The sequence below is a fragment of the Kitasatospora sp. NPDC002040 genome, assembly GCF_040296785.1.
In the GTDB taxonomy this organism is placed as follows: domain Bacteria; phylum Actinomycetota; class Actinomycetes; order Streptomycetales; family Streptomycetaceae; genus Kitasatospora.
On record NZ_JBEOXV010000003.1, the window covers coordinates 334,115 to 353,519 of the forward strand.

Sequence of the window (19,405 nt, forward strand, 5' to 3'; positions counted from 1 at the left end):
CAACGCCGCCCCGCCCGCCTTCCGGGCGGACGACGGGGGTCCGACGGCAGGGCCTAGAGGTCGACCTCGACGACCAGCGGCCGGTGGTCCGAGATGCCCGTCCGGGGAGCCGCGGTGGTGACGGCGGCGGTGCGGGGGATGCCGGTGGCGAGGACGTGGTCGAACTGGACCGCCGGGCGGTGGGACGGGTAGGTCGGGGTCTTGGCCAGGTCGTGCCAGCCCTGGAGCCGGGGGCGGGGACCCCGGCCGCGCCGCCGCGGCGGCAGCTGCTGCGGGCGCCGGCCGAACGCGGCGGAGCTGCGCAGCACCGTCCGCGGCACCGCCCCGATCAGGTTGAAGTCGCCCAGCACCAGGTGCGGCTTCGGCAGGTCCGCGATCCAGCGCCGGATCGCGGCGAGCTGGGCCATGTTCCACCCGGGCACGAAGGACAGGTGGGTGGCGACCACGGTGAACTCGCCCTGCCCGCCCAGCAGGACGGCTGCCAGGGCGGCCCGGGGCTCGTCCGGCACGGGGGTGAGCCCGCGCCGCCCGGCGACCCGCAGCGGCAGGCCGAACGGTGCCGGGGCGAACCGGCGGGCCCGCCAGTGGCTGACGGGCAGTCGGGTGAGCAGGGCGGTGCCGTACGAGGGGGGCCCGGGGGAGTCGTCGACGTCGTCGGGGCCGTAGACCCGGAGTCCGGGGACGGCGGGGTCGAGGATCCAGCCGGTGGAGGGGGCTGGGCGGCCGTGCAGGGCGGCGGCGAACCGCCAGTCGCCCGCGCCCATCGCCTTCGCGGCCACCGCGGCCTGGTCGGTGCCGCCCGAGCGCTCCTGGTGGCGGTCCACCTCCTGGAGCGCGAGCACGTCCGGGTCCAGTGCGGCCACCGCGTCGGCCAGGGGTTCACCCGGCTCGGCGGGGTAGGGCAGCGGGCTGCCGTCGGCGGCCAGCGGCTGGCCGTGCAACAGGTTGAAGGTGGCGATGCGCAGCGGGCTCACACCGGATGACGGTACCGGCTGAGCTTGAGGCGGTGGGGCATACCGGGTATACATACTGAGTATGTCCATCCGACACGGCCTGCTCGCCCTGCTCGACCAGGGCCCGCGCTACGGCTACCAGCTCAGAAGCGAGTTCGAGGCCCGGACCGGTGCCACCTGGCCGCTCAACGTCGGCCAGGTCTACACCACGCTCGGCCGACTGGAACGGGACGGCCTGGTCGCCCCGCACGGTGAGGACGACGAGGGCCACGTCTACTACGCCGCCACCGAACAGGGACGCGCGGAACTGCGTCATTGGTTCGACACCCCGGTGCCCCGGACCAATCCGCCCCGGGACGAGCTGGCGATCAAGCTCGCGATGGCGGTCACCGTGCCCGGTGTGGACGTCGAGGCCGTGGTCCAGGGCCAGCGCCGGCACAGCATGAAGGCGCTGCAGGACTACACCCGGCTCAAGGGCCAGGCGATGACGTCGGGCGGCCAGGAGCGCTCCGACCTGGCCTGGCTGTTGGTGCTGGAGCAGCTGATCTTCCAGACCGAGGCGGAGATCCGCTGGCTGGACCACTGCGAGACCCGACTCGCCCAGTTCCGACCGGAGCCCGAACCGGCCCCGCCGGCCGAGGCGGCCGCGCCCGCCGTGCCGCCCAAGACCCGTCGCCGGGTCAGGTTCTGAACCACCGTCTTCTGATCCGATGTCACAGCAGGGGGAGAGTTGACCACCAAGAACAACCGGTCCGGCACCGATGCGGTGCTGCACCTGGAGAACGTCACCCGGGTCCACGGCCACGGCGCGGCCGAGGTGCACGCACTGCGCGGGGTCGACCTGAAGGTGCATCCCGGTGAGCTGGTCGCCGTGATGGGACCGTCCGGCTCCGGCAAGTCCACCCTGCTGACCCTGGCGGGCGGTCTGGACAGCCCGACCGGCGGGCGGGTGCTGGTCGAGGGCCAGGCCCTCGGCGGGCTCTCCCGCAAGCAGCAGGCCCAGATCCGCCGCCGGGCGATCGGCTACGTGTTCCAGGACTACAACCTGATACCCGCGCTGACCGCCGCCGAGAACATCGCGCTGCCCCGCGAGCTGGACGGCGTCTCCACCAGGTCCGCCCGGCGGGAGGCGCTGGCCGCACTCACCGAGCTGGGCATCGACGAGCTGGCCGACCGCTTCCCCGACGACATGTCGGGCGGTCAGCAGCAGCGGGTGGCGATCGCCCGGGCGCTGATCGGCGAGCGGCGCCTGGTGCTCGCCGACGAGCCGACCGGTGCGCTCGACTCCACCACCGGTGAGGCCGTGCTGGCCGTGCTGCGGGCCCGCTGCGACGCCGGTGCCGCCGCCATGCTGGTCACCCACGAGGCCCGGCACGCGGCCTGGGCGGACCGGGTGGTCTTCATCCGCGACGGCCGGGTGGTGGACGAGAGCGTCAGCCGCGACGCCGCCAGTCTGCTGGTCTCGGCCGCCACCAACAGCAAGGGTCCGGTGGCGGAGTGAAGCTCACCGCATGGCGGGTCGCCCTGCGGATCGCCCGCCGGGACGCCCTGCGCGCCAAGGGCCGCAGTGCCCTGGTGATCGCGATGATCGCGCTGCCGGTGCTCGGCGTGGCCGGTGCCGACGTGGTTTTCCGCAGTGCCCAGCTCTCGCCGGAGCAGACCATCACCCGGCAGATGGGCGGGGCCGACGCGAGGATCAGCGCGATCGGCCGGGGCACGACCGTGGTCCAGGCGCCGAATCCGGACGACGGCATGATGGTGGACAGCCCGCGGACGGGCCAGAAGCCCACCCCCGAGCAGCTGAGGAGCCAGGACCCGGGGCCCGGCGGGGCCGCCGGTCTGCTCAAGGAGCTGCTGCCCACCGGGGCCGGGCTGATCGCGCCGGCCGAGGGCGAGAGTGTGCTGGCCGCCACCACCGAGGGCCGGCTCAGGGTCGAGACGGCCGAGATGGACCTGGCCAACCCGGTCTGGCGGGGCCGGATCGACCTGATCGGCGGCCGGGCCCCGAGCGCCCCGCTGGAGCTGGCCGCGACCTCGGAGTTCCTGAAGCTCTCCGGCCTCGGGATCGGCGGCAGCACCACGCTGGGGGGTTTTGAGGGCAAGTCCTTCACCATCACGGCCGAGGTGGAGTACCCCGGCGACCTGAAGCGCAGTCAGCTGGTCGCCCGTCCGGGTGCGTTGACCGCCGCGCCGGCGGAGGGTGCCGGGGCGAAGCAGAGCCGCGGCCCGTTCGGCGGCGACCAGTGGCTGGTCCAGTTGCCGGCCGGCCGGTCCCTGGACTGGGCCAAGGTGCAGGAACTGAACAAGTACGGCTTCGCCGTCACCTCGCGGGCCGTCGTGCTGGACCCGCCGCCGCGGTCCGCCGTGCCGTTCTACGCCCAGCAGACCGGGAACGGGATGCTGCTCGACAAGACCGCGCTGGCGGTCCTGGCCACGGTGGCCGGGATGGCCCTGCTGGAGATCGTCCTGCTGGCCGGCCCGGCCTTCGCGGTCGGGGCCCGTCGCTCGCGGCGGCAGCTCGGGCTGCTGGCCGCCGGCGGCGGTGACCGCTCGCACGTCCGCTCGGTGGTGCTCGGCGGCGGCGTGGTGCTCGGCCTGACCGGTGCGCTGGTCGGCGTGGTGCTCGGCGCGGCGCTGGTCGCGGCGGCCCGGCCCTGGCTGGAGGATTTCGCCGGCATGCGGTTCGGCAGCTTCGACCTGGTCCCGCTGGACCTGCTCGGGGTCGCCGCGATCGGCCTGGTCACCGGCCTGCTGGCGGCGGTCGTCCCGGCCGTCCAGGCGTCCCGGCAGGACGTGGTGGAGGCGCTCACCGGCCGGGGTTCGGTCAAGCCGCCCAACCGCAAGCTGGCGCTGCTCGGCCTGCTGATGCTGGCCGGTGGTGCCGCGATCGCCCTGCTCGGCCCGCAGGTCGGCAGCCGGGCCCTGGCCGTGCTCGGCGGCTCGGTGATCGCCGAGCTCGGCATGGTCGCCTGCACCCCGATGCTGGTCGGCCTGTTCGGCCGGCTCGGCCGCTGGCTGCCGCTCAGCCCCCGGCTCGCGCTGCGCGACTCGGTCCGGCACCGGGGGCGGACCGCCCCCGCGGTGGCGGCCGTGATGGCGGCGGTGGCCGGTTCGGTCGCGGTCGGCATCTACACCGCCAGTACGGACCTGGAGAGCAGCCGCCGGTACGAGGCCACCCTGCCCAGCGGTGCGGTGATGATCGGTGCGAGCTACGGCCCGGAGGACGACGCCGGTCTCGGAGCCAAGCGGGCCGCGCTGGAGCGGACCGTCCCCGATCTCGGGGCGCGCGGCGACATCCTGGAGACCAACTACGGCGGCAAGCGCTTCGGCGGCGGCTACGTGTCGCTGGAGGTGCGCAAGGAGCTCCGCTGCCCGCGGTACCAGCAGCCGGAACTCAGCGAGGAGGAGAGCCGCAAGTACGCCAAGGACCCGCGCTGCACCGATCCCGCGGGCGGTTACGCCTCGGCCTTCAACGGTCCGCTGCTGGCCGGTGACGCCACCGCGCTCGGCAACCTGACCGGCGTGCGCGACCCGGCGGCGGGCCGGGCGCTGGCGGAGGGCAAGGTGATCGCCTTCGATCCGGCCTACGTCCGGGACGGCAAGATCACCTTCACCCTGGTCGAGCCGCTGACCGAGGAGCAGGAGAAGGCCATGAACGCGGCTCCGCTCGACGCCCCGCCGTCCCGGGTCGAGCCGAAGAAGCACGAACTGGTGCTGGACGCGGTGCTGTTCAGCCCCACCGTGCGCAACGCGGGGGCGTTCACCAGCCCCGAGACCGCCCGCAAGCTCGGCCTGACGCTCAGTCAGGGCGGCTCGGTCTGGCAGCCGGCGGTGCCGCCGAGCAGCGCCGCCGAGCAGAAGGCGGAGGCCGCGCTGGCGAAGGTCGGCAGCGACGGCGGCCGGTTCACGGTCGAACGCGGCTACCGCAGCAAGGCCGACCTGGTGCAGCTCGGCCTGACCGGCTTCGCGGCCCTGGTCGCGCTGGGCGCGGCCGGCATCGCCACCGGGCTGGCCGCGGCCGACTCGCAGCGCGACCTCACCACGCTGGCGGCGGTCGGCGCGACCGGCGGCATCCGGCGCCGGCTGTCCGGCTTCCAGTGCGGGGTGATCGCCGCGATGGGCGCGGTGCTCGGAGCGATCAGCGGGGTGGTGCCCGCGGTGGCCCTGCGCAAGATCGAGGCCATGCCGTACGGCCCGGACGAGCCGGTCCGGGAGGCCGTGATCGCCTTCCCCTGGCTCAACATCGGTGTGACCGTGGTGCTGCTGCCGACCGTGGCGGTGCTGCTGGCGATGCTGTTCACCCGGTCGAAGCTGACGCTGCTGCGCCGCTCGGCCTGAGCCCGCTGTCACCTGCGTCACCCCTGACCCCGGGGTGACGCAGGTTACGGGTCCGCTCCTCGGGAGCACGGTTCACCGAGTCGCACCGGCGAACTAAAGTCGTCCGTATGACGAAAACCCCGGACAGCGTCGTCCGCTCCTTCATCGACCAGCACCAGGACGAGTTCCTGCGCGAACTCGCCGACTGGCTGCGCATCCCCTCCGTCTCCGCCGACCCGGCCCTGGCCGGCCAGGTCCGCCGGTCCGCCGAGTGGCTGGCGGACCGGCTGCGGGCCACCGGCTTCCCGGTGGTCGAGGTCTGGGAGACCGACGGGCTGCCCGCGGTGTTCGCCGAGTGGCCGTCCGGGGACGCCGCCGCGCCGACCGCGCTGGTCTACGGCCACCACGACGTGCAGCCCGCGGCGAAGGAGGACGGCTGGGCGACCGAGCCGTTCGAGCCGACCGTGATCGGCCGCCGGCTGTACGCGCGCGGCGCGGCCGACGACAAGGGGCAGGTCTTCTTCCACACCCTGGGCCTGCGGGCCCACCTGGCCGCGACCGGCCGGACGGCGCCCGCGGTCAACCTCAAGCTGCTGATCGAGGGCGAGGAGGAATCCGGCTCGCCGAACTTCGAGGCGCTGGTCCGCCGGGAGGCCGACCGGCTGGCCGCCGACGTGGTCTTCGTCTCCGACACCGGGATGTGGTCCGAGACCACCCCGACCGTCTGCACCGGCATGCGCGGCCTGGCCGACGCGCAGATCGACCTGTACGGCCCCACCACCGACATCCACTCGGGCTCCTTCGGCGGCGCGGTGCCCAACCCCGCCGAGGTGGCCGCCGAGCTGGTGGCCGGCCTGCACGACGCGGACCGCAGGGTCGCCGTCCCCGGCTTCTACGACGGCGTGGTGGAGCTGACGGACCGTGAGCGCGAGCTGTTCGCCGCGCTGCCCTTCGACGAGGCGCAGTGGCTCCGGATCGCCAAGTCCTCCGGCACCCGGGGCGAGGCCGGCTACTCCACCCTGGAGCGGGTCTGGGCCCGCCCGACCGCCGAGGTGAACGGCATCTGGGGCGGCTACACCGGCCCCGGCGGCAAGACCATCGTGCCGTCCGAGGCGCACCTCAAGCTCTCCTTCCGGCTGGTGGCCGGGCAGGAGGTGGAGAAGGTCCGCGAGGCCGTCCGGACCTGGGTGGCCGAGCAGGTGCCCGAGGGCATCCGGTACGAGCTGACCTTCCCCGGCGCCACCCGCCCCTGCCTGACCCCGCTGGACCACCCGGCGCTGCAGGCCACCGTCCGGGCCATGGGCAAGGCGTTCGGGCAGGAGATCCTGTTCACCCGGGAGGGCGGCTCCGGCCCGGCCGCGGACCTGCAGGACGTGCTCGGCGTGCCGGTGCTCTTCCTGGGCATCTCGGTGCCCTCGGACGGCTGGCACTCGGTGGACGAGAAGGTCGAGCTGGACCTGCTGGCCAAGGGCGTGGAGACCGCCGCCCACCTGTGGGGCGACCTGGCCGAGAGCTGGCCGCAGGCATGAGCCGGCCGGACGGCATGAACCACCTGGAAGCTTTCGACCGAGGGATGGACCGAGTTGAGCACCGTGCCTGACACCAAGCACCTCGCGCTGGCCAGGGCCGGGGTGGACCGGGCCGCGCACCACCGCTTCGACGAGCCGTGGCTGGCGGCCGCCTGGAGCCACCCGAACACCAAGGTGCTGCCGATCGCCGGCGGCGAGGCCTTCGTGGTCGACACCGAACTGGGCACCGAGCTGGTGCTGCTGCCCTCCTTCGAGGCGCCGCAGACCGGCGACCGCTACTTCCTCGGCACCGACGAGGACGGCACCTCGTACTTCGCGCTGGCGGGCCCCAGCCTGCCCGGGCGGCTGGACGGCGACGCCCGTCCGGCCGGGCTGCGCGAGGTCGGGGCGATGCTCTCGGACCGCGACGCCGGGCTGCTGGTGCACGCCGTCGCGCTGGAGCACTGGCACCGCCTGCACAGCTTCTGCTCGCGCTGCGGCCAGCCGACCGAGAAGGCCGGGGCCGGGCACGTCCGGCGCTGCACCTCCTGCGCCGCCGAGCACTACCCGCGGACCGACCCGGCGGTGATCATGATGATCACCGACGAGCAGGACCGCTGCCTGCTGGGCCGGCAGGCGATCTGGCCGGAGGGCCGCTGGTCCACCCTGGCCGGCTTCGTGGAGCCGGGCGAGTCGATCGAGCAGGCGGTGGCCCGCGAGGTGTTCGAGGAGGCCGGCGTCACGGTGGCCGAGGTCGAGTACGTGGCCAGCCAGCCGTGGCCGTTCCCGTCCAGCCTGATGCTCGGCTTCCTCGGCAAGGCGGACCCGACCGGCACCACCATCACGGTGGACGGCGAGGAGCTGGCGGAGGCGCGCTGGTTCTCCCGGGACGAGCTGCGGGCCGGGATGGCGGCGGGGGAGATCCTGCCCCCGTCCGGTATTTCGATCGCCCGTCACCTGGTCGAACTCTGGTACGGCGAACCGCTGCCGAGTGCGGCCCGCTGGTAGTCGGCCGATTGGAGCGAAAAAGGGGCGTGCGGCTGATTGCCGTACGCCCCTTTTACTGTTCCTGATTCCGCTGTTCGGCTATTTTCGACCGTAATCGAAATCTCTTGCTCAGTCGTTCTTCCGGCCGACTTCAAGCCAGCAGCTGACGGTCTTTCCGGTCAGCCGGGTGGTGACCGACCAGTCGGTGCAGAGGGCGCCGACGATGGCCAGGCCGCGGCCGTTGGCGTCCTCGTCTGCCGCCTCCCTGGCCTCCGGCAGGGTCCGGCCGAAGTCGGCCACCGAGATCTGCAGCGTGCTGTCGGTCAGCGCCAGCGTGATCGAGACCGCGCCCCGGCCGTGCCGCAGCGCGTTGGTGACCAGCTCGGACATCAGCAGCTCGGCGCTGTCGGCGAGCTCGGCGGCACCCCAGGCGGCCAGGGCCGTCCGGGTCAGCTGCCGGGCCCTGGCCACGTTCCGCGGCTGTGGCGGGAAGCTCGCGGTGGCGGACCAGGCGCCCCGGTCGGCTGCCTCCAGGGCCCGCCCCGGGCGGCGATCGGCACCGGCGGCCCCGGTGTGTGGAAGATTGGTCGGCCGCGCCTTGAACTGGCGCGCGGTACTGGTCACGGGCATGGCTCCGCCCCCGGGTGTACGTGGCTGGGATGCGGCCCTCTTCGCCAAGGCTCTCGACAGGGCTTTCGACCAGAAAGCCTGCGAGAAGGCTGGAGCACCGCCGGGCGACTGCGAACGACCTGGTCGGGATCAATACCGAGATCCCCGATCTCGGCCAATATTGGCCGGTTTCGCTGAAATGGCGCAAGCCGGATCGCTACATTCACTCGCGTGACAATCCCACGCGGCAGTACCCAATCACCGAAGTACCAGCGACTGGCCGCCGACCTGCGCCGCCGGATCGCCGCCGGCGAGTGGCGCGGCGACTCGCCGCTGCCGGTCGAGACCGAGCTGGAGCAGCAGTACGGGGTGGCCCGCAACACCGTCCGGCTCGCGGTCGACGTGCTGGTGAACGAGGGCCGGCTGGTCCGGCTGCAGGGCAAGGGCACGTACCTCAAGGAGCACCCGGTGCTGGACCACCGGGTCTACGGCCCGCCGCTGCTGCCCGGCCAGCTCCCCGGGCAGCGGGACTGCCTGGCCGCGCCGACCGAGGTCTACGCCAGGGAGGCCAGGGCGGCCGGGCGCCGGCTCACGGTCGACTTCGAGATGCTGATCGTCCGGGCCCGGGTGGACATCGCCGAGCGGCTCGGGCTGCGGCCCGGCGAGGCGGTGGTGGTGCGCCGCCAGCTCCGGCTGCTGGACCGCGAGCCCTACTCGATCGAGGAGAGCCACTACCGGGCCGGGCTGGCGGCCGGCACCCCGCTGATGGAGCCGGATCCGGTGCCCGGCGGCGACGAGGCGGTGCTCGCCGCGCTCGGCCGGACCGAGATCGGCGCGGTGGACCACCTGGTCTCCCGGATGCCGGGGCCGGAGGAGGCCGCCTGGTTCCAGGGCGGCCCCGGCGCCCCGCTGCTGGTGCAGACCCGGGTCGGCTACGACGCCAGGGGCCCGGTCCGGGTGATCGAGACCAGGTACTCGGCGGACCGCTGCCGGCTCGTCTACGGCCTCGGCGAGCTGGCCGCCCGGCCGGTGCCGGAGACACCGGTGGCCCCGGTCCCGGAGGAACGGGGCCACGGCTTCTGACCGGAGGTCAGCCGCGGGCGCGGAGGTCAGCCGGCCAGCGCGGCCTGCACCTGACGGAGGCTCGGGTTGGTCATCACGACCTGCTCGCCGCCGTTGACCGGCTTGACGATGACGGTCGGCACCACCTGGTTGCCGTTGTTGACCGACTCGACGTACGACGCCGAGGCCGGGTCCTCCTCGATGTTGATCACGTCGTAGCCGATGCCCTCGCGGTCCAGCTGGCTCTTCAGCCGGTTGCAGTACCCGCACCAGGTCGTGCTGTACATCGTGACGCTGCCGGACATGGCGGTGGACTCCTTCGCGAGGGGGCGTACGGTCTGAGCCGACAACGTCCGGCGGGCGGCAGAACATTCCGCGCGCGCCGGTCGGCGAACCGATTATCCGCCGGGCGGGCGGGGCCTGTGGACAACCCGGGCGGGAACGTCCGTCCACCCTGCGAGGATGGACGGCATGCAGGAAGAGCTCTCGGGTCTCCCCGACCGGTACGACACCCCTTACGGCGATCCGGCGGCCGGCGCCGACGCGGTGCTCGCCGGGCTGGACCCGGAGCAGCGCGCCGTCGCCACGGCCCTGCACGGCCCGGTCTGCGTCCTCGCGGGCGCCGGCACCGGCAAGACCCGGGCGATCACCCACCGGATCGCCTACGGCGTGCGCAGCGGCGTCTACCAGCCGCAGCAGGTGCTCGCGGTGACCTTCACCGCGCGCGCCGCCGGGGAGATGCGCGGCCGGCTGCGCCAGCTCGGCGCCGAGGGCGTGCAGGCGCGGACGTTCCACTCCGCCGCGCTCCGCCAGCTCCAGTACTTCTGGCCGCGCGCGATCGGCGGCGAGGTGCCCCGGCTGCTGGAGCGCAAGGTCCAGCTGGTCGCCGAGGCGGCCGGGCGCAGCGGCCTGCGGGTCCAGCGCACCGAGCTGCGCGACCTGACCAGCGAGATCGAGTGGGCCAAGGTCACCCAGATCGTGCCCGACGACTACCCCGCCGCCGTGCTCAAGACCGGCCGCGAGGCCCCGCGCGACCCGGCCGAGATCGCCCGGGTCTACGCCACCTACGAGCAGTCCAAGCGCGACCGCGGCGTGATCGACTTTGAGGACGTGCTGCTGCTCACCGCCGCCATCCTGGAGGACCGGCCGGAGATCGCCGGCCAGGTCAGGGCCCAGTACCGGCACTTCACGGTGGACGAGTACCAGGACGTCTCCCCGCTCCAGCAGCGCCTGCTGGACCAGTGGACGGGCGGCGGCGCCAGCCTCTGCGTGGTCGGCGACGCCAGCCAGACGATCTACTCGTTCACCGGCGCCACCCCCGACTACCTGCTCAACTTCCGGGCCCGCCACCCCGAGGCCACCGTGGTCAAGCTGGTCCGGGACTACCGCTCCACCCCGCAGGTGGTGCACCTGGCCAACGGCCTGCTGGCCAAGGCCCGCGGCCAGGCCGCCCAGCACCGGCTGGAGCTGATCTCGCAGCGCGAGGCCGGCCCCGAGCCGGTCTACGCCGAGTACGCCGACGAGCCGACCGAGGCCGAGACCACCGCCCGGGAGATCAGGGCGCTGCTGGCCAAGGGCGTCCGGGCCAGCGAGATCGCGGTGCTGTTCCGGATCAACAGCCAGTCCGAGGTCTACGAGCAGGCGCTGGCCGACCTCGGGATCTCGTACCAGCTGAAGGGCGCGGAGCGGTTCTTCGAGCGCCCCGAGGTGCGCGACGCGGTGATGCTGCTGCGCGGTGCCGCCCGGGCCGGTTCCGACCCGCTCACCGCCGACGCGCCCGACCTCTCCGGCCAGGTCAGGGCGGTGCTGGCGAGCCGCGGCTTCACGCCCGCGCCGCCGGCCGGCTCGGGCACGGTGCGCGAGCGCTGGGAGTCGCTGTCCGCCCTGGTCCGGCTCGCCGAGGAGTTCGAGGCGGCCCGGTCGGCGGTCGGTCAGAGCACCGACCTGGCGGCGTACGTGGGTGAACTGGACGCGCGCGCGGCCGCCCAGCACGCCCCCGCCGTCGAGGGCGTCACGCTCGCCTCGCTGCACGCCGCCAAGGGCCTGGAGTGGGACGCGGTCTTCCTGGTCGGCCTGACCGAGGGCACCCTGCCGATCATCTACGCCAAGACCGACGAGCAGATCGAGGAGGAGCGCCGGCTGCTCTACGTCGGCGTCACCCGGGCCAGGCTGCACCTGTCGCTCTCCTGGGCCCTCTCCCGCTCCCCGGGCGGCCGGGCGAGCCGGAAGCCCACCCGCTTCCTGGACGGCCTGCGGCCGGGCTCCAGCGCCTCCGGGCCGCGCAGCAAGGGCGGCAAGGGCGGGGTCGAGTTCGGCGCCGAGCGCTCGGCCGCCCGCAAGGTGCGCGGCCCGGTCAAGTGCCGGGTCTGCGACCGCACCCTGACCGACGCGGTCGAGCGCAAGCTCCGCCGCTGCGAGAGCTGCCCGTCCAACATGGACGAGGCGCTGTACGAGCGGCTGCGCGAGTGGCGCTCGGTCCAGGCGAAGAAGCAGGGCGCCCCGGCCTACGTGGTCTTCACCGACGCGACCCTGATGGCGATCGCCGAGGACGTCCCGGCCAGCGAGCGCGAGCTGGCGGTGATCTCGGGCGTGGGCGCGATGAAGCTGGACAAATACGGGGCCGCCGTGTTGTCGTTGTGTGCCGGGGAGGAGCCCGCGGACGAGTCCGCGGAAGATCCCCTCGACGAGACTCAGGGGGAGTCGGAGGAGTCGGCCTGAGCCGCTCCCGAGAGCCGCCCGGGGCGCTCTTCGAAACTCGCCGGAAAAATAGTTTGCGCGCTGCACACAGCGCGCAATAGCCTGCCGGAGCGGTCAAGGGGACGAGATCGCAAGGCCGTGAGGGTCTCCCTTCCGCGCGCCTGCCAGCAGTACCACAGCAGTACCTCGTGGTTCCCAGCAGTTCTGCGAGCAGCACCACCTGCACGACCGACCAACATCCGAACATCGGGGCCAGGGAAACCAGGCCCCGCGAGCGCCGAGAGGAGGCGAAGACAGTGGAAACCAAGACGATCACCAACCTGACTGGCCAGACCGTCATCGCCATGCCCTCGTGCGCTCCCTCGCAGGTCGGCAGCCTGATCGGTCTGGGTCTCAACGGCTCCGGTGTCTCCGGTGTTGTCAGTGGCCTCGGCATTAATGGGCTCGGCAACGGCACCTTTGGCACCTCCGTCGAGACGGGTCTGTCCCTTGATGGGACGACGTTCGGCGGCGGCCATGGCCTCCGTAGCGACCGACCGCTCAAGGCATCGAAGGCAGCAGTAGCAGTCGCCCAGCACGGCGAGTATGCGCAGCAGGTCATCGGTGCCGGAGCAGCCGAGCAGCAGGACGAGAAGCAGATGAAGGCCAAGGCCGCCCTGATGGGCGCCAAGGCCGTCCGGATGTGGGCCTTCCGCGGCCCTGAACCCTGGAGAGACCAAACCTGAGTCAGTCTCAGGTCGAGCCTCCAGGGCCGCGGAACCCGTCTACACCGGGATTCGCGGCCCTCTTGTTTTGTCCGGTACGTCAGACCCACCCAGGTCCTCCGGGACCTCCGGCCCAGCCCCACCAGTCAGCTGGCCGGATCCACAGCAGAAGACGAGGAAGACGCCACAGTGTCCACGGTCATCACACCGCCACTCCCGTCCGTACCGACAGACATCACCAAGGCCGACCAGGCCGACCCCCCGGAGGTTTCTCTTATGCAGCTCACCGCGAACGACCAGGCCGAGGTCAACGGCCAGCCCATCCCGTGCCGTGCCTTCGACCCGGAGGTCTTCTTCGCCGAGACCCCGGCGGACGTCGAGTACGCGAAGTCGCTGTGCGGCACCTGCCCGGTCAAGGACGCGTGTCTGACCGGTGCGCTGGAGCGGCGTGAGCCGTGGGGCGTCTGGGGCGGCGAGCTCTTCGTCCAGGGTGTCGTCGTGGCCCGGAAGCGGCCGCGTGGCCGTCCGCGCAAGACCGAGGTCGCGGCGTGAACCCCGCCGGCGCCGTGTCCGTCCGTCGGGGTGAGCAGCCCCCGCTGGACAGTGCACTGCGCAACTCGGTCCGCATCGCCGCCGCCAAGGCCGATGCCGCCGACTCCCGTCCGTTTCCGAGCACGCACCACGAGCAGGACCACGACATGACCGCCACCGCAGCCAAGCAGACCGTCCGCCCCGAGCAGACCAAAGAACTTTTGATCCAGAACAGGACCCGCGAGATGCAACTCATGCAAGAAACCCTGGCCCGCGCCCATATGCAAGAACGCCTCCAGGAGGCCGAGCACCAACGGATGGGCGAGCGGGTCGCTCGGGCCGGCCGCCTGGTGCGGAAGGCCGAGCGTGCTTCGCTGCGGGCCCGCAAGGCGCTCGCCGTCGCCCTCATGTGAGACCTGACGGAGTAGCAGCAACACCCCCGTGACGACGATGGCCGCCCCACCGAGAGGTGGGGCGGCCATCGTCGCGTGGTACGGGCGGTCGGGCGGTACCGGCCGTCGGGGCGTCAGCTCCCGGCGGGCTCGTCCACGGGGTTGGCGAAGCCGGGCAGCCACTCCCGCATCTCGGCCCGGAACGGGGCGTTGGCCCCGAGCTGGCAGAGCACGCCGATGGTGCTCAGCGTGACCCGGTGGATCAGCAGGTAGGCCGGCGGCAGGTTGAGCTGCTTGCCGAGGTTGTACGCGGGCGAGCGCGGGTCGGCGATCCGGGCCGCCTGGGCCCGCATCCAGGCCCGGGTGAAGTGGAACGTCTCCACCGTGGTCGGCTCGATGATCGGCAGCAGGTAGTCCAGTACGGCCTTCGGGTCCAGCTCGATCGAGGGCTTGACGAAGCCCTCCTCGCGGAGCATGTCCAGCACCCCGGCGGCGTCCCCGGCCAGGGCCATCCGGAGCGCGTTGCCGATCGGGGCGGGCAGGCCCTCGGGCAGCCGGTCGACGGTGCCGAAGTCCAGCACGCCGAGCCGCCAGCCCTCGACCGGGCCGTCGTCCTTGATCAGCCGGAAGTTGCCGGGGTGCGGGTCGGCGTGCAGCAGGCCGGTGCGGGACGGGCCCGCGAACAGGAAGCGGGCCAGCAACTGGCCGGCCCGGTCGCGCTCCTGCTGGGTGCCCTTGGTGATCACCTCGGAGAGCGGGGTGCCGTCCAGCCACTCGCTCACCAGCACCTGGTCGGCCTGGGCGACCACGCCGGGCACGGTGATGTCCGGGTCGTCGGCGAACTCCTCGGCGTGCCGCCGCTGTGCCTCCGCCTCCAGGGCGTAGTCGAGCTCCTCGGCGACCCGCGAGCGCAGCTCGGTGATCAGCGGCTTGATGTCCAGACCGGGGATCAGCGGACCGAGCAGCCAGGCCACCCGGCTGAGCTGGGTCAGGTCGGAGAGCAGCGCGTCGCCCGCGCCCGGGTACTGGATCTTGACCGCGACCCGGCGGCCGTCGTGCCAGACCGCGCGGTGCACCTGCCCGATCGAGGCGGCGGCGGCCGGACGGTCGTCGAAGCTGCGGAACTTCTTCCGCCAGTTCGGGCCGAGCCGCTCGGCCAGGGCGGCGTGCACCTTGGCGGCGGGCATCGGCGGGGCCGCGTCCTGAAGCTTCGTCAGGGCGGCCCGGTAGGGGCCGGCCACCTCCTCGGGCAGCGCCGCCTCGAAGACGGACAGCACCTGCCCGAACTTCATCGCCCCGCCCTTGAGCTCGCCGAGGACCTTGAAGAGCTGGTCCGCGGTCGCCTGCTGGAGCTCGGCGGTGACCACGTCCGCGGAGCGGCCGCCGATCCGACGCCCCAACCCGAGCGTGGCCCGCCCAGCTATCCCGAGCGGCAGCGCAGCCAACCGCGCCGTCCGGGTCACTGCTTTACGCGGAAGATCGCTCACCCCAGGGCCTCCCAGCTCCGAGTCCCACCCGCAGGACGTGTCACTGGCCATTGTGCCCGCTCGCCGAACCGGCTCCGCCGGGGTCGGCCGGACCTTGGCAACTCCTGGGGCGGCCTCAGCTGCCCACTCGCTGCTCCGGTGGACCCGAGGGCCAGGTGCAGCCGCAGGCCGGGTGGGTGGGAAGCCGCAGGCGGCGGGCCATCCCGTCGGCGGCGGAGACCTCGCACCAGCCGTCCACACTGGGTGGCCGGACGCCGTCCAGGTAGAGCTCGACGTGCAGGGCGGCCAGCCCGGCCACCGCGGTGGCCAGAGCGCTGTCGCAGGCCGGGGTGCGGGGGCGGCCCGGGCCGTCGGCGCCGAGCTGGGCCAGCAGCCGGGGCCAGGCCTCGTCCTCGTCCCGGCGGGTGAGGGTGGCGCAGGAGCCGCAGGCGGAGGCGCCGGGCAGCACCAGCGGCCCGACGATGCCGAGGTGCTCCAGCACCCCGACGTACAGGTGCGGGACGCCGGCCCGCATCAGCCGGTGCGCCTCGGCGGCGACGCCGGTGAAGGCCCCGGCGCCGTCCCTGGGGGCCAGCACCACCAGGGCGGGCGGCGCCCCGTCCTCGGGCCTGCGCGGGCGGTGCCGGTCCCCGGTGGCGGCCCCGGAGGCGCGGTGCACCACCTCCCGGGCGGCGGTGGCCCGCAGCCGGCCGATCTCGCTCGGCGGGTACCCGGCGGGGGAGCAGTCCCGGGCGGTGACCCGGCCCTGGTCGGTGAGGGTGACCCCGCCGACGCCCCCGGCGGCCAGCACCGCGCCGATCGCGGCACCGACCCGCCCGGCGCCCTGGACCTCGACCCGGGCGGCGGCCCGGCCGCGCAGGACGGCGGGTGCCTCGCCAGGGTCCGGGTGGACCAGGGAGAGTGACGCCAGGTCGGGGCCGAGCAGCTCCTGCCTGGCCTTGGGGTAGTCGTCGAGCAGGGCCCGGCCGGCCTCGGCGTCGTCCAGCAGCCCGCCCTGCTCCAGCGAGCCGAGCAGCTGCTCGGCGACCTCCCGGCCGAGCCCGAGCCGCTCGCCCGCCTCCAGCAGGGCGGGCCGCTCGCGGCTGCCGTCGAGCAGCTCCAGGAACGCGGCGACGGGCTGGCTGACCTCGTCCACCACCCGGGCGTGCTGCCGGACGGTGCCGAACTGCAGGGTGTCGTGGTCGCGCCACAGACGTGAGAGGGCGGGCTTCACCATCGGGCGCACGGCGGCCTCCGGTCGGAGCGGGTACGGCGGGCTGGTGGAAGCATGCCCGATCCCGGCGTCCTCCCGCTCGGCGCTGTCCACAGGCCCGGAGGGCTTGTCCGACCATAGTTCTGCACAGCCTGTGGACAACTCCGCCCGCCGCCGGACTGTCGGCGGCGCCGGGTACCGTCCTCTGTCATGGCAGCCGAACTGGACTCCGCGGTCGAGGTCCGCCGCAGCGCCCGCCGCAAGCGCACCGTCTCCGCCTACCGCGAGGGCGACCGGACGATCGTGCTGATCCCGGCCCGGATGTCGCAGGCGGAGGAGCGGCGCTGGGTGGCCCGGATGCTCGACCGGCTGGCCGCACAGGAGAGCCGCCGGGTGCTCGGCGACGAGGCGCTGACCGTGCGGGCCCGCGAGCTCTCCGACGCCTACCTGGGCGGCCGGGCCCGTCCGGCGGTGGTCCGCTGGGTGACCAACCAGAATTCACGCTGGGGCTCCTGCACCCCGGCCGAGGGCAGCATCCGCCTGTCCCACCGGCTCCAGGGCATGCCCGAGTACGTGGTCGACTACGTGCTGCTGCACGAGCTGGCGCACCTGCTGGAGGCCGGTCACGGCCCGGTGTTCTGGGCCCTGCTGGCGGCCTACCCGCGCACCGAGCGGGCCCGCGGCTACCTGGAGGGGGTGGCCGCCGCGGCGCACCTGCCGCACGCCCGGAGCGGCGAGCAGGCCCCCGCCTAACCCTCCGTCAGCTTCCGTGCCAGCGCGACCAGTTCGCGCACCGACCCGTCGGTCAGCTCCGGCAGCCGGTCGTAGTCGAACCAGCGCAGGTCGAGCGACTCCTCGCTGATCAGGGCCTGCGCCCCGGCCGGTGCCAGGGCGACGTACTGCACGTCCAGGTGGGTGTTCTCCGGCTGGTCCTTGCCGGTGCAGCGGACGCGGTGGCGGTCCAGCTTGACCGGCACCGGCCCGCCGTCGGCGGTGAGCAGCTCCAGGTCGGCGATGCCGGACTCCTCGGTCGCCTCGCGCAGCGCGGCGGCGGCCAGCGTGTCGTCCCCGGGCTCGCAGTGCCCGCCCATCTGCAGCCAGATGCCGACCTTCGGGTGCAGGGTCAGCAGCACCCGGCCCGCCGAGGGGTCGACCACCACCGCGCTGGCGGTGATGTGCGCGGGCAGGCTGGAGCGCCACATCCCGTCGGGGCGGTCGGCCAGGTGGTCGAGGTAGTCGAGCCGGAGCCGGTCCTGGCCCGGGTCGGCCACCGACCAGGACCGCAGCGTCCGGACCGCGTCGGCGTGCAGCACCGTCACTTGCCGGGCTCCTCGTCGTCGCCGGCCGTGCCCGGAGTGCCCTCGCCCTGGTCGGCGTCCCGGCCCTTGGCGGCCTCGCCGAGCAGCTTGTCCAGCTCGGAGAAGTCGATCCCGCCCTCGGCGCCGTCGCCGGAGCCGCGGTGCACGAAGCCGTCCGGGTCGTCCAGGTCGGCCGCGGTGGGCAGCATGTCGGGGTGCTCCCAGAGCGCGTCCCGGCCGTCGACGCCGCGGGCGTCGGCGAGCGAGGCCCAGAGCCGGGAGGCGTCCCGCAGGCGGCGCGGGCGCAGCTCCAGGCCGACCAGGGTGGCGAAGGTCTGCTCGGCCGGGCCGCCGGCCGCGCGGCGGCGGCGGACGGTCTCGCGGAGCGCGCCGGCCTGCGGCAGGTGCGGTTCGGCGGCGGCGTGCACGACGGCGTCGACCCAGCCCTCGACCAGCGCGAGCGCGGTCTCCAGGCGGGCCAGCGCGGCCTTCTGGGCCGGGGTGTCCTCGGGCTGGAGCAGGCCGTTGGCCAGCGCCTCCTGCAGCGCCTCGGGGTTGGACGGGTCGAGCTGGCCGACCAGCTCCTCCATCCGGGTGGTGTCGACCTTGATGCCCCGGGCGTACGCCTCGACCGCGCCGAACAGGTGCGCCCGCAGCCACGGCACATGGGCGAACAGCCGCTGGTGGGCGGCCTCGCGCAGGGCCAGGTAGAGCCGGACCTCGTCGACCGGGATGTTCAGGCCCTCGCCGAACTCGGCGACGTTCTGCGGCAGCAGGGCGGCCTTGCCGGCCGGGGCGAGCGGCAGGCCGACGTCGGTGGAGCCGACCACCTCGGCGGCCAGCGCGCCGAGCGCCTGGCCGATCTGGGTGCCGAACATGGCGCCGCCCATCGAGCGCATCATGCCCATCAGCGGCCCGGCCATCGCCTGCATCTCCTCGGGCAGCACGCCGCCCATGGCGTTGCCGACCCGCTCGGCGACCGGGTCGACCAGGTCCTTCCAGACCGGCAGGGTGGCCTCGATCCACTCGGCCCGGCTCCACGCCACGGCGGTGCCCGCACCGGACGGGAACTCGGTGGCGGAGTCCAGCCAGAGGTCGGCCAGCCGGACCGCCTCGGCGACCGCCGAGCGCTCGGCGGCGCTCACCGAGCGGTCCTTGCTCCTGCCCTCGGGCTGCTCGGCGACCACGGTCTGCCGGGCGATGTCACGGGCCAGGTCCCAGTTCACCGGGCCGCCGTCGAAGGAGAGCATCTGACCGAGCTGCTGGAACGCCGCGCCGAGGTCGTTGGGATTCAGACCGCCGAGCATCGCCCCGAACGGGTTGTCACCCTGAGCCCCGCCGGGAGCCCCCGGGCCGCCCATCCCGAACAGCGCGCCGAAGGGGTTGGCCCCGCCGAAACCGAACGGCTGCGGCGGTGTCGGCTCGGCGCCTTCGGCCTTGTCGTCCTTGTCGCGCTTGGCCTTGCCGTCCTCGGGCTCCTCGGGAGGAACGCCGAATCCGAAGGGGAGGTCGCTCACGGGGTCCTCGTTCTGGTCGGCCGTCACGCGGGTGGTGTGGCGGGGGTCTGCGTGCCCGGAACCGGCGGTGGCCGCGCGGCCCGATCGCGCCGGGTGCACCGCCGGGGCCGCGCCTCGGGCAGGATGGTCGGTACGTGACACTCGTACGTAC

18 protein-coding genes are annotated in these 19,405 nt (G+C 73.7%); 11 read left to right on the top strand and 7 right to left on the bottom strand.

Annotated elements, in window-relative coordinates; translation table 11 throughout:
• Positions 1–53: 53 nt before the first annotated feature.
• Positions 54–974, bottom strand: coding sequence for an endonuclease/exonuclease/phosphatase family protein (locus tag ABT118_RS11805; RefSeq protein WP_350660914.1), 921 nt, complete (start codon positions 972–974; stop codon positions 54–56).
• A gap of 61 nt (positions 975–1,035) precedes the next feature.
• Between ABT118_RS11805 and ABT118_RS11810 the strand changes: the two genes are divergently transcribed.
• The 5 genes from ABT118_RS11810 (at position 1,036) to nudC (ending at position 7,786) form a co-directional block, all read left to right on the top strand.
• On the top strand, positions 1,036–1,644 hold the full coding sequence (locus ABT118_RS11810; protein WP_350660939.1) for a PadR family transcriptional regulator: 609 nt from the start codon (positions 1,036–1,038) through the stop codon (positions 1,642–1,644).
• A 39-nt stretch (positions 1,645–1,683) separates the two neighbouring features.
• A complete protein-coding gene (locus tag ABT118_RS11815; protein WP_350660965.1) occupies positions 1,684–2,454 on the top strand; it encodes an ABC transporter ATP-binding protein in 771 nt (256 codons plus the stop codon).
• Positions 2,451–5,291, top strand: a complete 2,841-nt coding sequence (locus ABT118_RS11820) for an FtsX-like permease family protein (RefSeq protein ID WP_350660981.1) — start codon at positions 2,451–2,453, stop codon at positions 5,289–5,291. Before ABT118_RS11815 ends, ABT118_RS11820 begins: the two co-directional genes overlap by 4 nt.
• 107 nt (positions 5,292–5,398) lie before the next feature.
• Positions 5,399–6,799 carry a dipeptidase gene (locus tag ABT118_RS11825; RefSeq protein WP_350660999.1) on the top strand — a complete coding sequence of 467 codons (1,401 nt, stop codon included), beginning with the start codon at positions 5,399–5,401 and terminating at the stop codon, positions 6,797–6,799.
• A 54-nt stretch (positions 6,800–6,853) separates the two neighbouring features.
• Positions 6,854–7,786 (top strand): NAD(+) diphosphatase, encoded by a 933-nt coding sequence (gene nudC, locus ABT118_RS11830; RefSeq protein ID WP_350661028.1) that lies wholly within the window; start codon positions 6,854–6,856, stop codon positions 7,784–7,786.
• A 108-nt stretch (positions 7,787–7,894) separates the two neighbouring features.
• On the opposite strand, the gene ABT118_RS11835 is transcribed toward nudC, so the two are convergent.
• On the bottom strand, positions 7,895–8,389 hold the full coding sequence (locus ABT118_RS11835; RefSeq protein ID WP_350661040.1) for an ATP-binding protein: 495 nt from the start codon (positions 8,387–8,389) through the stop codon (positions 7,895–7,897).
• Positions 8,390–8,605: 216 nt separating this feature from the next.
• Here ABT118_RS11835 and ABT118_RS11840 point away from each other — a divergent pair, with 216 nt between their 5' ends.
• Complete coding sequence (locus ABT118_RS11840) at positions 8,606–9,457, top strand: GntR family transcriptional regulator (protein WP_350661074.1); 852 nt, start codon at positions 8,606–8,608, stop codon at positions 9,455–9,457.
• 26 nt (positions 9,458–9,483) lie between these two features.
• On the opposite strand, the gene ABT118_RS11845 is transcribed toward ABT118_RS11840, so the two are convergent.
• The gene (locus ABT118_RS11845; RefSeq protein WP_350661091.1) at positions 9,484–9,741 is read right to left on the bottom strand and encodes a mycoredoxin; all 258 of its coding nucleotides are present in this window, start codon (positions 9,739–9,741) and stop codon (positions 9,484–9,486) included.
• 241 nt (positions 9,742–9,982) lie between these two features.
• Here ABT118_RS11845 and ABT118_RS11850 point away from each other — a divergent pair, with 241 nt between their 5' ends.
• The 4 genes from ABT118_RS11850 to ABT118_RS11865 all read left to right on the top strand — a co-directional run bounded on the left by ABT118_RS11850 (position 9,983) and on the right by ABT118_RS11865 (position 13,781).
• Positions 9,983–12,154 carry an ATP-dependent DNA helicase UvrD2 gene (locus ABT118_RS11850; protein ID WP_350665145.1) on the top strand — a complete coding sequence of 724 codons (2,172 nt, stop codon included), beginning with the start codon at positions 9,983–9,985 and terminating at the stop codon, positions 12,152–12,154.
• A gap of 275 nt (positions 12,155–12,429) precedes the next feature.
• A complete protein-coding gene (locus tag ABT118_RS11855; protein WP_350661103.1) occupies positions 12,430–12,858 on the top strand; it encodes a hypothetical protein in 429 nt (142 codons plus the stop codon).
• Between the two features lie 168 nt (positions 12,859–13,026).
• Positions 13,027–13,389 carry a WhiB family transcriptional regulator gene (locus tag ABT118_RS11860; protein ID WP_502884527.1) on the top strand — a complete coding sequence of 121 codons (363 nt, stop codon included), beginning with the start codon at positions 13,027–13,029 and terminating at the stop codon, positions 13,387–13,389.
• Positions 13,390–13,463: 74 nt separating this feature from the next.
• Positions 13,464–13,781 (top strand): putative WhiB-interacting protein, encoded by a 318-nt coding sequence (locus ABT118_RS11865; RefSeq protein ID WP_502884536.1) that lies wholly within the window; start codon positions 13,464–13,466, stop codon positions 13,779–13,781.
• A 113-nt stretch (positions 13,782–13,894) separates the two neighbouring features.
• Here the strand turns inward: ABT118_RS11865 and ABT118_RS11870 are convergent, their stop codons facing one another.
• A complete protein-coding gene (locus ABT118_RS11870) occupies positions 13,895–15,247 on the bottom strand; it encodes an ABC1 kinase family protein (RefSeq protein WP_350661142.1) in 1,353 nt (450 codons plus the stop codon).
• 115 nt (positions 15,248–15,362) lie between these two features.
• On the bottom strand, positions 15,363–16,463 hold the full coding sequence (locus ABT118_RS11875) for a ThiF family adenylyltransferase (protein ID WP_350665171.1): 1,101 nt from the start codon (positions 16,461–16,463) through the stop codon (positions 15,363–15,365).
• Positions 16,464–16,649: 186 nt separating this feature from the next.
• On the opposite strand from ABT118_RS11875, the gene ABT118_RS11880 reads away from it, so the two are divergent.
• Complete coding sequence (locus tag ABT118_RS11880) at positions 16,650–17,192, top strand: M48 family metallopeptidase (RefSeq protein ID WP_350661187.1); 543 nt, start codon at positions 16,650–16,652, stop codon at positions 17,190–17,192.
• On the opposite strand, the gene ABT118_RS11885 is transcribed toward ABT118_RS11880, so the two are convergent.
• Together ABT118_RS11885 and ABT118_RS11890 are read right to left on the bottom strand one after the other, a co-directional pair.
• On the bottom strand, positions 17,189–17,758 hold the full coding sequence (locus tag ABT118_RS11885) for an NUDIX hydrolase (protein ID WP_350661205.1): 570 nt from the start codon (positions 17,756–17,758) through the stop codon (positions 17,189–17,191). The genes ABT118_RS11880 and ABT118_RS11885 overlap by 4 nt on opposite strands.
• The gene (locus tag ABT118_RS11890) at positions 17,755–19,254 is read right to left on the bottom strand and encodes a zinc-dependent metalloprotease (RefSeq protein ID WP_350665188.1); all 1,500 of its coding nucleotides are present in this window, start codon (positions 19,252–19,254) and stop codon (positions 17,755–17,757) included. Before ABT118_RS11890 ends, ABT118_RS11885 begins: the two co-directional genes overlap by 4 nt.
• Positions 19,255–19,405 lie beyond the last annotated feature (151 nt).